General features: G+C 42.7%; 12 protein-coding genes and 4 tRNA genes. 9 read left to right on the top strand and 7 right to left on the bottom strand.

Annotated elements, in window-relative coordinates; genetic code table 11:
* Positions 1-135 precede the first annotated feature (135 nt).
* A complete protein-coding gene (locus tag ACEO2X_RS08070; RefSeq protein WP_371971595.1) occupies positions 136-2,355 on the top strand; it encodes a PhoX family phosphatase in 2,220 nt (739 codons plus the stop codon).
* A gap of 42 nt (positions 2,356-2,397) precedes the next feature.
* Here the strand turns inward: ACEO2X_RS08070 and ACEO2X_RS08065 are convergent, their stop codons facing one another.
* On the bottom strand, positions 2,398-3,180 hold the full coding sequence (locus tag ACEO2X_RS08065) for an NRDE family protein (protein WP_371971594.1): 783 nt from the start codon (positions 3,178-3,180) through the stop codon (positions 2,398-2,400).
* Between the two features lie 93 nt (positions 3,181-3,273).
* On the opposite strand from ACEO2X_RS08065, the gene lgt reads away from it, so the two are divergent.
* The 7 genes from lgt to msrA all read left to right on the top strand — a co-directional run bounded on the left by lgt (position 3,274) and on the right by msrA (position 8,455).
* On the top strand, positions 3,274-4,098 hold the full coding sequence (gene lgt, locus ACEO2X_RS08060) for a prolipoprotein diacylglyceryl transferase (RefSeq protein WP_371971593.1): 825 nt from the start codon (positions 3,274-3,276) through the stop codon (positions 4,096-4,098).
* A gap of 95 nt (positions 4,099-4,193) precedes the next feature.
* Positions 4,194-4,577 carry an AzlD domain-containing protein gene (locus ACEO2X_RS08055; RefSeq protein ID WP_180072696.1) on the top strand — a complete coding sequence of 128 codons (384 nt, stop codon included), beginning with the start codon at positions 4,194-4,196 and terminating at the stop codon, positions 4,575-4,577.
* Between the two features lie 99 nt (positions 4,578-4,676).
* The gene (thyA, locus tag ACEO2X_RS08050) at positions 4,677-5,519 is read left to right on the top strand and encodes a thymidylate synthase (RefSeq protein WP_371971590.1); all 843 of its coding nucleotides are present in this window, start codon (positions 4,677-4,679) and stop codon (positions 5,517-5,519) included.
* A gap of 91 nt (positions 5,520-5,610) precedes the next feature.
* Complete coding sequence (locus tag ACEO2X_RS08045; RefSeq protein WP_004974792.1) at positions 5,611-6,123, top strand: dihydrofolate reductase; 513 nt, start codon at positions 5,611-5,613, stop codon at positions 6,121-6,123.
* 70 nt (positions 6,124-6,193) lie between these two features.
* Positions 6,194-7,249 carry a DUF4105 domain-containing protein gene (locus ACEO2X_RS08040; protein ID WP_371971587.1) on the top strand — a complete coding sequence of 352 codons (1,056 nt, stop codon included), beginning with the start codon at positions 6,194-6,196 and terminating at the stop codon, positions 7,247-7,249.
* A 153-nt stretch (positions 7,250-7,402) separates the two neighbouring features.
* On the top strand, positions 7,403-7,867 hold the full coding sequence (locus ACEO2X_RS08035; RefSeq protein ID WP_371971585.1) for an META domain-containing protein: 465 nt from the start codon (positions 7,403-7,405) through the stop codon (positions 7,865-7,867).
* A gap of 66 nt (positions 7,868-7,933) precedes the next feature.
* Positions 7,934-8,455 carry a peptide-methionine (S)-S-oxide reductase MsrA gene (gene msrA / locus ACEO2X_RS08030; protein WP_371971583.1) on the top strand — a complete coding sequence of 174 codons (522 nt, stop codon included), beginning with the start codon at positions 7,934-7,936 and terminating at the stop codon, positions 8,453-8,455.
* A gap of 71 nt (positions 8,456-8,526) precedes the next feature.
* Here the strand turns inward: msrA and ACEO2X_RS08025 are convergent, their stop codons facing one another.
* The 6 genes from ACEO2X_RS08025 to ACEO2X_RS08000 all read right to left on the bottom strand — a co-directional run bounded on the left by ACEO2X_RS08025 (position 8,527) and on the right by ACEO2X_RS08000 (position 10,493).
* Positions 8,527-9,165 carry a fumarylacetoacetate hydrolase family protein gene (locus ACEO2X_RS08025; protein WP_096901374.1) on the bottom strand — a complete coding sequence of 213 codons (639 nt, stop codon included), beginning with the start codon at positions 9,163-9,165 and terminating at the stop codon, positions 8,527-8,529.
* A 40-nt stretch (positions 9,166-9,205) separates the two neighbouring features.
* A complete protein-coding gene (locus ACEO2X_RS08020) occupies positions 9,206-9,703 on the bottom strand; it encodes a YcxB family protein (RefSeq protein ID WP_096901373.1) in 498 nt (165 codons plus the stop codon).
* Positions 9,704-9,896: 193 nt separating this feature from the next.
* Positions 9,897-9,973: transfer RNA gene (locus tag ACEO2X_RS08015), tRNA-Arg, on the bottom strand.
* A gap of 212 nt (positions 9,974-10,185) precedes the next feature.
* Positions 10,186-10,262 (bottom strand) — tRNA-Arg (locus ACEO2X_RS08010).
* Positions 10,263-10,311: 49 nt separating this feature from the next.
* Positions 10,312-10,388: transfer RNA gene (locus ACEO2X_RS08005), tRNA-Arg, on the bottom strand.
* 15 nt (positions 10,389-10,403) lie between these two features.
* Positions 10,404-10,493: transfer RNA gene (locus tag ACEO2X_RS08000), tRNA-Ser, on the bottom strand.
* Positions 10,494-10,757: 264 nt separating this feature from the next.
* On the opposite strand from ACEO2X_RS08000, the gene rnr reads away from it, so the two are divergent.
* On the top strand, positions 10,758-13,181 hold the full coding sequence (gene rnr / locus ACEO2X_RS07995) for a ribonuclease R (RefSeq protein ID WP_371971581.1): 2,424 nt from the start codon (positions 10,758-10,760) through the stop codon (positions 13,179-13,181).
* The last annotated feature ends 181 nt before the right edge of the window (positions 13,182-13,362 follow it).

The raw sequence follows: 13,362 nt of genomic DNA, 5'->3' as shown, positions 1-13,362 counted from the left end.
TTTATTACAATTAGTTAGATCAATTTCTTTATCAAATATAACGATACTGTCATGATTAGTTCACCCGAATGTCACAACTGAACTCTAGCATGTGCATAGCTTTAACAACGTTCTGCAAAATTGCTAGGAATAAAAATGAATTTAGAAAATCAGTTAATTGAGCATGTGGAAGATTCAAATACATCAGATAACCCACATTTTCAAGAAATTTTAAATGCACGCGTAAGCCGTCGTAGTGTAGTGCGCGGTGGCATTGGCATGACTGCCGCCATGATGTTGGGGGGAGCGGGTTTAGTTGGCTGTTCAGATGAGAATGATGATCCAATTATTACCCCGCCTACAAAACAACCAGAGCTAAAAGCACCTGAAACAATTAATTTCACTCCAGTACCGCATAGTAAAAAAGATCAGGTTGTTGTACCTGAACAGTATCAAGTTGAAGCCTTCCTACCAGTGGGCATGCCTTTAATTAGTGGTTTATCTGATTGGAGTGATACTCAACAACGTGCTGGTGAATCTTTTGAACTTCGTGTAGGCGATAACCATGATGGTTTATGGTTCTATGGCTTAAAAGATGGCAAATTAGACAACACTGTTTCTGATCATGGTTTATTGGTGATTAACCATGAATATGTAGAAGTAGAACGTTTACACTTACTTGGTGGGTATACACGCAAAATTGCCAACCCTGTAGATAAGATTTATGAAAATCAACGTTTGTCAGACGACGTACGCCGTGAAGTAAATGCACATGGTGTAGGCGTTTATGAAGTTAAACGTAAAAAAGACCTTGCTACATTTGAGTTAGTCAAAGATTCTAAGTTTAACCGTCGTTTTACCAGTGCAACAGAGGTAGATTTCAGCGGTCCAGCAGCAGGTCATGATTTATTAAAAACTAAGTTTGACCCTACAGGAAAAACAACCCGCGGGATCAACAACCAATGCGGTAGTGGTCCATCACCATGGGGAACTTATTTAACCGTTGAAGAAAACTTTACTGGTGTTTTTGCACGTCGCACAGACGATGCTGCTAAAGTTCCTGCACACACCGATTTTGCTTTAAGTCGTTATGGGCAAAAAGCAGGGAGCACAGGTTTTGACTATCTATGGCATACTCCTGCACTAGAAGAGCAAATCATTCCAGATGAATTCTCACGCTGGGATGTAAGTAGTATTGGTGCAACTGCACTTGATGACTACCGCAATGCACTCAATACCTTTGGTTGGATTGTCGAGGTTGATCCTTTTGACCCAACTTCACGTGCTGTTAAACGTACAGCATTAGGTCGCTTTGCACATGAAAACTGTGGCTATGCTCCAGTAGAAGCAGGCAAACCTGTTGTACTGTATATGGGTGATGATGCTCGTGGTGAGTACGTTTATAAATTCGTATCAAAAGCTGTCTGGAACCCTGCTGATGCAAACGGTGGCTTAAAAGCAGGTACAAAATACTTAGATGAAGGTACATTATACGTTGCTAAATTTAGCGCAAATGGTACAGAAGCATATGGTTTAGGTGAGTGGGTAGAGCTTACTTACGGTATCAACGGTTTAAATTCAAGTAATACCAAATATCCTTTCAGCAGCCAAGCAGATGTAATGGTGTTTACCCGTCTTGCAGCAGACAGTGTTGGTGCAACCAAAATGGATCGCCCAGAATGGGTCAATGCAAGCCCGATCACTGGTGAAGTTTATTTAACCTTAACCAACAGTAATGCAGCAAACCGCGGTGGTAAAACTGATCCAGCAAACCCACGTGACTATGATAACAATGGCGATGGCAAGCTAGACGGTAACCCGAATGGCCATGTTATCCGCTGGAGAGAAGACAATGGCAACCACGCTGCATTGAAATTCCAATGGGATGTCTACGCATTTGGTGCACCATTCGACCTTGCAGCTGCAAACTTGTCTGGCTTAACTGCAGAGAATGACTTCTCAAGCCCAGATGGTTTGGTATTTGACCCTCGCGGTGTAATGTGGATTCAAACAGATGATGGTGCTTATTTAAAACGCACTAACTGTATGATGTTAGTTGCACTACCTGGTCAAGTTGGTGATGGTGCATCTCAACAAGTTGGTGCTGTTACGACACACATTGGCGCGAAGCCAACTACAAATAACTTGGCGCGTTTCTTAACTGGACCACTTGAAGCTGAAATTACAGGGGTTGCGTTTACACCTGACTTGAAAACATTCTTCGTCAGTATCCAACACCCTGGTGAAAATGGTAATCGTAAAGATGGCTATAACAGCCACTGGCCTGATAGCCAAACCAACCCAAGTTCAAAAGCTTTACCGCGTTCTGCACTCGCAGTAATTACTCGTAAAGATGGTGGTGTTGTTTTAGGCTAAACCTAAGCAATCAAAAAAATGCCGACACCTCGTCGGCATTTTTTATGCCTCAATGTTCAACTGTTGCTGCACAATATTTCCTTTTTGCTCACCATATTGTGTTTTTTCCAACCATATAAATTGCTGCGCCTGCATACGTAAAAAATTGGAGCAACGTGTACCGTACAGTGGACTTTGAATAAAAGTCGATGACAACAACGCTTCCATCTCCAATGAAATCCCTGTTTGCGGTAACCGTTCAAATGCAACCTTGCGTTCATCTTGTAAAATATCCCACGCCGCAGCATTTAGCTCTGCCGTTGCAAGATCAGGCAATTGCAGCATCGGTAAAAACTCCTGCGTAAAGCGTTTGCGTAAACGTGCAGTTTTTTCCCAAGGGTCACTCATCAATCCATTCGACACCACATAAACGCCTTTGGCTAAAACCTGCGGCGCTTCTCCACGGTTACTCATATACACCGCTTGAGTGGTATCGCCCACAAATAAATTAAAACCTGCATATTCACATTGCTGTTTTTCTAAGACTTGCGCAAAACGGATAGGCGTTTGCTCAGATTCTAAAAAAGCCTGAATAATATGCCCACGTGAAGTTGGATATTCACGAACATCATTCGCATCACGATAATTGGTAATCACAGCCCAGCGTCCCGATGGGGTAATGCCCATCCACGTACCGCCCGATTCTAAATCTTGCCCTGCAACAATTGGACTATCAGACCATGCTGCCAGTGCTGCTGTCGGACGCCGATAGAACTCATCTCGATTTGAAATCAAACACAGTGGTGTGTCTGTCAAGACCTGCCAAGCCAATGCCACAATACACATAATTTAAACTCTTGATCTTTACACATTGAATGTACAACATTTTTCATCACATTCAGCTAAAATCTGTGCAAAACAGAATCACAAGGAACAGGAATGCTCACCTATCCAAATATTGACCCCGTTGCTATTTCGCTCGGGCCTTTACAAGTCCATTGGTATGGCTTGATGTATTTACTGGCATTTTTATTTGCATGGGGTTTGGCAACTTACCGTGCCAAACAACGTGGCTGGACACCAGACATGGTTTCCGACCTGATCTTTTACGGCGCTTTGGGCGTGGTGATTGGTGGACGTGTCGGTTATGTGTTTTTCTACGGCTTTGAACAATTTTTGGAAAATCCACTGTGGTTATTCCAAGTCTGGACAGGCGGCATGAGTTTCCATGGCGGCTTTCTGGGCGTGATTTTAGCCATGCTGTTCTGGTGTAAAAAATACAAAATGACGTGGTTTCAAACTTTGGATTTTATTGCCCCATGTGTACCTACAGGTCTAATGTTTGGTCGTATTGGTAACTTTATTGGTGGTGAATTATATGGTCGCCCTGTGACCGATCCGAATTTTGCTTTGGGGATGATTTTCCCGACCGATCCTTTACAATTGGTACGTCATCCATCGCAATTGTATCAAGCCTTATGTGAAGGTCTAATCTTGTTTATTGTACTGTGGTGGTTTAGTTCAAAGCCACGTCCACGCATGGCAGTGTCTGCCCTATTCCTGATTGGTTATGGTTTGGCGCGCTTTGTTGTCGAATTTTTCCGCGAACCCGATCATGGTCAGCTCTTTATTGCATGGATGAGTAAGGGACAATTCCTGAGCTTACCAATGATTTTGGTCGGTTTCTGGATGATGTGGTATGCCTATCAAAAGAAAATTTATGATTGGGGGCCGCAAAAAACAGCTAAGCTACTACCCATTTAAATGCAGGTTTCATCCATTCAGGCGAAGTCAATCTTCGCCTTTTTTGTGCTAAAGTAAAAATTCTAAATGTTCGTTTAAACAATTGAAGACTGCAAATGCTTGAATTTTGGTTTAACTCACAGATTACAGTCACAAAGAAAATTGCCCTGCTGATGCTGATCACGCTGGTCACTGCAGCTTTATATCTCTTAGAACCCTTAAAGCTCGATGCGATTTTAATGTTTCTGGCTGCAGGTCTTGTTTTTTTAATTTGTCGTTACTGCAAAATCCATTTTACTGCGCAACATCCTACAGGCTGGTTGGCACGACTATTGACTTGGATTCCGCTAGCGTTGTTACTCGCACTGATTTTTATGCAGATTCAACACGGTGAAATCTTACTGTCGGGCGCACAAGGCATGGGCTTTACTGCTTTGGCTATTTGCCTGTTTTCGCCGTTGGCTTTACTGCATCAACATCACGCTTCCGACACACAATAAAGTCACAACTTAAAAAACTCTGCTATTATTCTTTCTGATTTACTGGGCATCGAATCGCCCAAACAAAAAATATTCACTTTTGCTTGACCAGAGAACGCTATGCGCCAGTATTTAGACCTACTCCAACATATTCTTGACCATGGTGGCGACAAAGGTGACCGTACCGGAACAGGCACGCGTTCAGTGTTTGGGCATCAAATGCGTTTTAACCTTGCGCAAGGTTTTCCACTACTGACCACCAAAAAAGTACATTTCCGTTCTATCGTGATTGAGCTGTTATGGTTTTTAAAAGGCGATACCAACGTCAAATATCTACAAGAACATAAAGTCAGTATTTGGGATGAATGGTCTACCGCAGAACAAACCGCGCGCTTTGGTCGTCCTGAAGGTGAACTTGGCCCAGTGTATGGACACCAATGGCGCAATTTTGGCGCAACACAAACAGCCGATGGTCTGTATGAGCAAGATGGTTTTGACCAAATTGCATGGTTAATCAATGAAATTAAAACCAATCCAAATTCACGTCGTTTAATCGTGTCAGGCTGGAACCCGAAAGAAGCAGGACAAGTGGCTTTACCGCCTTGCCATACTTTATTCCAGTTTTTTGTGCACAACGGCAAACTCTCATGCCAGTTATATCAACGCAGTGCCGATGTGTTTTTAGGCGTACCTTTTAATATTGCCAGCTATGCTTTACTGACCCACATGATCGCGCAAGTCTGTGATTTAGAAGTCGGAGATTTTGTCTGGACAGGTGGCGATACGCATTTATATGCCAACCACTTTGAACAGGCACAGTTACAGCTAAGCCGTGAACCACTGGCGTTATGTCAGTTAAAACTCAATCCTGAAATCAAAGATATTTTCGATTTTAAATTTGAAGATATTGAAATTGTAGGCTATGAGTCACATCCTGCAATTAAAGCACCTGTCGCTGTTTAATTGCCTGTTGATAGATTTATCATCTCAACATTTAAATTGCCCCAACGTCCCCAAAAGATGCTTGGCAGACTAAGAAAATACGAGCCTAATTATGTCATTTCAAAATTTAGAAGTTGTACACGTAGTCGCTATGGATCAACAACGCTGCATTGGTCAGGGTAACCAATTGCCGTGGCATATTTCGGCAGACTTAAAACACTTCAAAGAAATCACCCAAGGTGGCGTGGTGATTATGGGACGCAAAACCTTGGAGTCGATGGGACGCACCCTGCCTAAACGTGTCAATTGGGTGATTACCCGCGACCCAAACTGGGCATTTGAAGGCACAAAAGTGGCGCATAGCATTGAAGATGCCTTGCAACAAGCCGTTGCCGATGTTCAAGCCTCAGAAAAACCAAACACTTTATTTATTATTGGTGGTGGTGAAATTTTTAGCCAAACTATGCCGATTGCTGACCGTTTGGAACTGACGCATATTGAACTAGATGTTCAGGGAGATGCGCATTATCCTGCCATTCCTGCCGAGTTTAAAAAAGTGGCCTCAGAACAGCATGTCGATGAAAAATCAGGGATTGCCTTTGAGTTTGCCCGCTATCAAAAATAATGCTGACAGCCTTGGCAATATTTGATTATGATGACTTAAACGGAATTTAACTTTGCCTCAGGAATGGCGGATGCTGCATTTCATCTTCAGTTTAGGTGTCGTTCTTTCTTCTATTTGGCTCAGTATGGCCTTGTGGATTCATCAGCCTTTGGGTTGGTTAATGAGCCGTGTGCTGATTGGGACTTGGCTAGCCTTCACCCTCAGCATTTTGGGCATTTATATCACTCAGCATTTGCTCAGTCGCAATCAGGATATTTTGGTTTATCTTTTGGGTTTTACCTTGGGGCTGTTTTGGTATTTTGGGATGGATGCCAAGCAAGACCGTGACTGGAACCCTGAAGTAGCCCGTATGCTGCATTATGAACAAGTACAAGATCAGGTCACGCTGCACAATGTCCGTAATTTTGACTGGCATGCCGATGGCAGCTATACCGAACACTGGGAAACCCGCCAATTTAATCTCAAACAGATTACTGGGGTGAATATTATCACTTCATATTGGATGGGACCTAAAATTGCCCACACCCTTGTCAGCTTCGACTTTGAAAATCAAGCACCTCTGACTTTTTCCATTGAAATTCGTAAAGAAAAACACGAAGAGTTTTCTGCAATTGGTGGCTTTTTTCGACAATATGAACTGAGTCTAGTCGCTGCCGATGAAAAAGATATTATCTACACCCGCAGTAATATTCGGGGTGAGCAAGTTTACTTTTTCCCAATTCAGATGAACCCTCAAGAAGCGCAGGCTTTGTTTCAGGAATATCTGCGTAAAGCCGATGCTTTGGCAGCTAAGCCACGTTGGTACAACACTTTGACCAGTAATTGCACCACACTGTTGTTTGATATGATTCAGGCCGTATCCCAAAAGCGCTTCCCTGCCGACTACCGTCTGTTTGCTTCGGGCTATTTACCTAATTATCTGTACGACTTACAGGCATTAGATCATCGCTGGGATATGCCAACTTGGTATCAACAGGCGCATATTAATCCACGTGTGGAAAACTTAAAAGATATCCACAGTCAGGACTTTTCCAGTCTGATTCGCGAAGGTGTACAGCTTGATGCTGTGCCAAAGCAGGCAACCACCTATCACTACCCGACCTATCAAACCAAAGTAATGCCTTGACCTATTTTGGTCATTTGGTTCTGCTAACATCAGCACAACCATAGAATGCCAAGTATACTCAACAAAATTGCAGCAAAGCTACAAATTCAACTAGAGCAATCATGCATAATTTGTTTAGATAGCAACAATTTCCTAAAAATAAGTGAGCATCCCATGTTCAAAAAATCTTTTGGTATCGCAATATTTGCTTCAGTCATACTCTTCTCTGGATGTGAAAATATGCCAACCCAAACCAGCGCCAGCCAAATCACGGCAATCAATCAGGCCAACTTAGCTCAGCGCACTTGGACTGCAACACAATTGGGCAATACCATGCTCAGCAGCTCAGTAACTCAGAATTTACCGCAGTTACAATTTGATGCAGCAACACAAAGCGTTACAGGTTCAGATAGCTGTAATCGTTTAAGTGGTAGCTATGTCGCAGGGCGTGACACCTTACAACTCGGTCAGTTGGCGACTACACGAATGGCTTGTCTAAACAACAATAATCTGGATCAAAAATTCCATGAAGCTCTAAATAAAGTGACGCATTATCAGGTTTATGGCAAAACCCTGAAATTGCTAGACCGTCATGGAAATTTACTGATTCAGTTTGCCACAGCAACTGCTGCCCGTTAAAGCTTAAGCCCGTTAATAAATCAACGGGCTTCACACGACTCATTCATAAAATATAAGGACAAAATCATGCAACAAGCATTGTTTGGTGGCGGATGTTTTTGGTGTGTTGAAGCCGTGTTTTTACAACTGCAAGGTGTAGAGAAGGTCACCAATGGCTATGCGGGTGGGCAGACATTAAACCCAAGCTATGATGATATTTGCCGTGGTGACAGCGGACATGCCGAAGTCATTTTGATTGATTTTGATGAACAGCAAATCAGTTATTCACAATTACTGGACGTGTTTTTTGCGACACACGACCCAACCACATTAAACCGTCAAGGGAATGATGTCGGCACGCAATACCGCTCTGTAATTTACTATTTAGATGCTACACAGCAACAAGCTGCCGCCGAGATGATTGCAGCCTTACAAGCTGAAGGTGTGAATGTTGTGACTGAACTCAGTGCAGCACCTGAATTTTACCCTGCAGAAGACTATCATCAGAATTTCTTTGCCAAAAATCCAAATCAGGGCTACTGCAATTTTTCCATTCCACCGAAACTGAATAAATTACGCAGTAAATTTCAGCATTTACTGAAAGTATAACCATTGGATTTAAAAGCAAGTACAAAACGGTGATACTCATCTTTTGATGACATCACCGTTTACACCACTATTTATTTTACAAAAGTCGTCCAGACAAATGCCTGAGTACGTCCTTGTAAGGTCATCTTCAACTGATCGCCCGACTGTAATGCTGCCACCCCTGCAGGTGTACCAGTCATTACCACATCACCAGGTTCTAAACTAAATACTTGGCTAATATCTGCCAACAATGCCGCAATATCAAAAATCAATAAACTGGTATCGCCTTGCTGACGTAATTCATCATTAATGTCCAAACGATATTGCACGTTTTTCCAGTCCTGAATTTCCGATACATCCACCCAATCTGCCAACACACAAGAACCGTCAAACGCTTTGGCTCGTTCCCACGGCTGTCCTTTTTTCTTAAGTTCATCCTGCAATTCACGCAAAGTTAAATCCAAGCCCAAAGTCACTGCACCTACAGCATCCAATACTTTGGCAGGATCTGTGTCTGCATTTAAAGGCTGGTCAATGCGTAAACTCAATTCACATTCATAGTGACAATTGCCCCAGACCTTATTCCACGTAATCCCATCACTTAAACTGCGTAAACTGCTTGGCGGTTTAATAAATAACACAGGATGATCAGGTACAGCATTACCTAATTCTTTGGCATGGTCTGCATAACTGCGACCGACACAGACAATTTTAGATGGACGTGTACTCATGATCATCCTCAAATAACTCGTAAATTGGGAAAATTAGAACTTACTTTTTAAAAGTATTTTCAAAAACCGTTTGTTCTGCAGGCAGATTAAATGCACGTTTCGGTACAATCACCACTGTACGATTTTTTAATTCCAGCATATAGGTGAGTTTACCCACAGCGAAATTTTGCACCTCGTTATAATGAAATACCTGTTTACGACCATTGGCATACAGCTCGGCATAGTCCTGAAATAAATCAATGCCTTGCTCGCTTTTTCCAAATTGGTATTTTACAAACTGGCGTTTAAACATCATTGGCAAAAACCAATAACGCATTAAAGTTTGCAAGATTAAAAAGAAAGCACCGAGTGCAACATAATAGCGACCTACCCCATCGAAACCCAAATAAAAGCCCCAAGCAATAATCGCCACACTAATCAACGGTGTAATAAAACGGGTAAATTGTTTTTTACCAAAAGTCGCAAGGGCAAAGCCGTCTTGAGATTCTTCTAAATTTAAAAAATAGCGCAAAGACAATGCTGGCTGCGTGTCAGACATAAGCTCATCATCAAGTCATTCAAATTGAGCTAAATCTTACACTAGATTGAGCACTTTCCTTATTTTTTTCGTGTTTATTCGCTCAAAGCCAGACGTAAAACAATGGTCATGCTTTTGACACAGAAATTTCATCATTTTTAGATAGTGTAGATGCAAAAAAACCGCATCAAAAGTGCGGTTTTTTATTTCAAGTTGGTGCGCTCAGAGAGATTCGAACTCCCGACCCCTTAGTTCGTAGCCAAGTGCTCTATCCAGCTGAGCTATGAGCGCGACGACTTGATGGGGTGCATTATACGTGTTTTTTTCTGGCTGTTAAGTATTAATTCATCATTTTGCAATCAAATGCACAGATATTGGACGATTCAAAAGAATTTTAACGTAAAACCATGAGTACGCTATTCTTTTTAATAAACTGATTATTGTTTGAGTTTACTAAATTTCAGGCACAAAAAAACCGCATTTAAGCGGTTGATTGTTCAAGTTGGTGCGCTCAGAGAGATTCGAACTCCCGACCCCTTAGTTCGTAGCCAAGTGCTCTATCCAGCTGAGCTATGAGCGCATTACTTGTGTGCCAATTTAGGCGATACGTTACTGTTCGGTTTACTTATTGGTGCGCTCAGAGAGATTCGAACTCCCGACCCCTTAGTTCGTAGCCAAGTGCTCTATCCAGCTGAGCTATGAGCGCGACATAAGTAAAGCGTGGCGGTGAGAGAGGGATTCGAACCCTCGATACAGTTACCCGTATGCGTCCTTAGCAGGGACGTGGTTTCAGCCACTCACCCATCTCACCGTAACGTGCCGCCATAATACAAATTAAGTGCTAGCACTGCAAGCTTCGATACCACAATTTTTGCATATTTTTGCTCAATTAAATATTTTTTAAACAATTTTCAGGATTCATCACCAGAATTACGCCTGAACTTTTGGCAATCGCTGCACAAAAACTAGAAACATCGTAAAATAACGACAGAAAACACATTATTGCAATCATTTACGTGCAGTCTTTCCGTACATGACTTATGCTAAACCTATCTTCTGACATGAAGTTTATTCCATGATGAAAAATTGGGTCGATCCTGAAGCGAAAGCTGAAGCCGAACGCTACGAAAATCCTATTCCAAGCCGTACCTTAATCTTAGAAACCATTGAAACCTTGCAAGCGGCACAGTCACATGCAGACTTGGTAGAGCATTTTGCGATTGCCGATCAAAAAAGTATTGACGCCCTGAGCCATCGTTTAATTGCCATGGTACGTGATGGTCAGCTCATGAAAGATGGATTCAAGTTCCAGCTGGCTGCAGAACAACCGACTCATGACGCCACGGTTTACATCAACAGTAAAGGTTTAGGCACAGCCAATATTGCAGGTCATGAAGATATTTTATTGCCTGAACGCGAACTACGTTTGGTGTTTAATGGCGATCAAGTCAAAGTCCGCCAGACATCGGTAGATCGTAAAGGCAAGGCATGGGGGTTTATTACCGAAGTCACCCAGCGTCGTGTCAAACAAATCATTGGTAAATTGTCAGAATACGATGGTGAATATTTTATTCAGCCTGCCCAGCCAAATAGCCATCAACCCATTACCCTTGAAAAAGAATTAATTGAACATGCCCAAGTTAAATTGGGCGATTCTGTGCGCATTGCGATTGACGACTATCCAACCCGCGAAGAATTTGCCACAGGACATATTATTCAGTCGATGGCAGACAAAGCCGATACTGAAATTATTATTCCGCAAACCATTTTAGAATTTGGTCTGCCGTATGAGTTTCCTGAAGAGGTCATTCAAGAAGCCGAAAGCTTTCAAGAACCGACTGCCCAAGACCGTGAAGGACGTGTTGATTTACGCGATTTAGCCTTAGTGACCATTGATGGTGAAGATGCCCGCGACTTTGACGATGCGGTGTACGCAGAAAAACGTCCAGGCGGTGGCTACCGTGTCGTGGTCGCGATTGCCGATGTCAGCCATTATGTCCGCACAGGCAAACCATTGGATGATGAAGCACAGGAACGTGGGACTTCAGTCTATTTCCCGCATTTTGTATTGCCGATGTTGCCTGAAGCTTTATCGAATGGCTTATGTTCGCTGAATCCGCAGGTTGACCGTTTGTGTATGGTCTGCGATTTAAAACTGTCACGCGCAGGTCGGGTCACAGGTTTTGAGTTTTATCCTTCGGTCATGCATTCCAAAGCGCGTTTAACCTATACCCAAGTGGCACAATATTTTGAGGGTGACAGTGCGGCAATTCCTGAAGATCGGGAAATGCGCAAATCATTAAATACCCTGTTCCAACTGTATCAAGTGCTGAAAGGCTTACGTGCCGAACGTCATGCCATGGAATTTGAAACCATTGAAACCTACATGACCTTTGATGAGTTAGGTGGAATTAAAGAAATTTTGCCGCGCAGCCGTAACGATGCGCATAAACTGATTGAAGAATGTATGTTGCTCGCCAACGTTGCCGCAGCGGAATATGCACTGAAACATGATGTGCCGATGCTGTACCGTGTGCATGAGCCACCTGAGTTTTCACGTATTCAAAAAGTCCGTGATTTTGTCAAATTACTTGGGCTACATTTTCCAGAACAACCCACTCAGGCCGACTATCAAGCGGTGATTGAAGCCACTAAAGATCGTATTGATGCACCAAGTATTCACGCGGTGTTATTACGCTCAATGATGCAAGCCTATTATGGCGCCAATAATTCAGGTCACTATGGTTTAGCTTACGATGCCTACACGCATTTCACTTCACCAATCCGTCGCTACCCTGACCTATTGTTGCATCGTGCCATTAAAGCGCATTTAAAACAAAAACCATCACCACTTTCGGGCGCAGCTTTAGATGATGCAGGCGAACATTATTCTGCAACTGAACGTCGTGCCGATGAAGCCTCACGCTCTGTCACCACATGGCTAAAATGCCACTATATGCAGCAGCATTTGGGTGAAGAATTTGTGGGCGTAATTTCTGCAGTAGCCGAATTTGGTTTATTTGTTACTCTCAAAGACCTTTATGTCGATGGCATGATTCATGTCAGCCAGTTGGGCGATGACTTCTTTGTATTTGACCAAGCCAGCCAAAGTCTAATTGGACAAGCACGTGGTCAAAGCTTTAGCTTGGGCGATGAAGTTAAAATTAAAGTCGCGGCTGTCAATTTAGAAGATCGCAAAATTGATTTTGAGCTCATGCAGCAACTCACCCATGCAGGTCGTGCTATTCGTATGCGCGCACCGCGCGTGGCAAAACCGTTCAGCCGTGAAGCCACTGAAGAAGTTTTTTCTGAGCGTCCAAGCAAGGCGACTTTAAGTGAAAACGGTGAGCAACCTGTGCCGAAGAAAAAGCCAAAAAGCAAACCGAGCTCTTACGGTAAAAAAACCTCAGCGAAGTCGGAAGCTAAACCGAAAGACAAAGCCAAAAAAAAGACCAAGGTGAAAAAGAAAAAAGCCAATGCCAAAGCAAAGGGTGAGTAAATTTTACTAAATAAAAAAGAGTGCTACGGCGCTCTTTTTCATTTAATATATCTCTTAGGACTTACGCATTGACGGATTCAAAAAAGTATTAAAATACTTTATAAAGTATCTGTGATCAGACGAATTAAACATGCTTCTACAGCAACTTGTACATTACCCATTTATATGGGCTTTCTCATGA

This window comes from Acinetobacter sp. AL9, from assembly GCF_041464035.1.
In the GTDB taxonomy this organism is placed as follows: domain Bacteria; phylum Pseudomonadota; class Gammaproteobacteria; order Pseudomonadales; family Moraxellaceae; genus Acinetobacter; species Acinetobacter towneri.
Note: the sequence above shows the minus strand (reverse complement) of the source record. Positions and strands in the feature narration are given on the sequence as shown.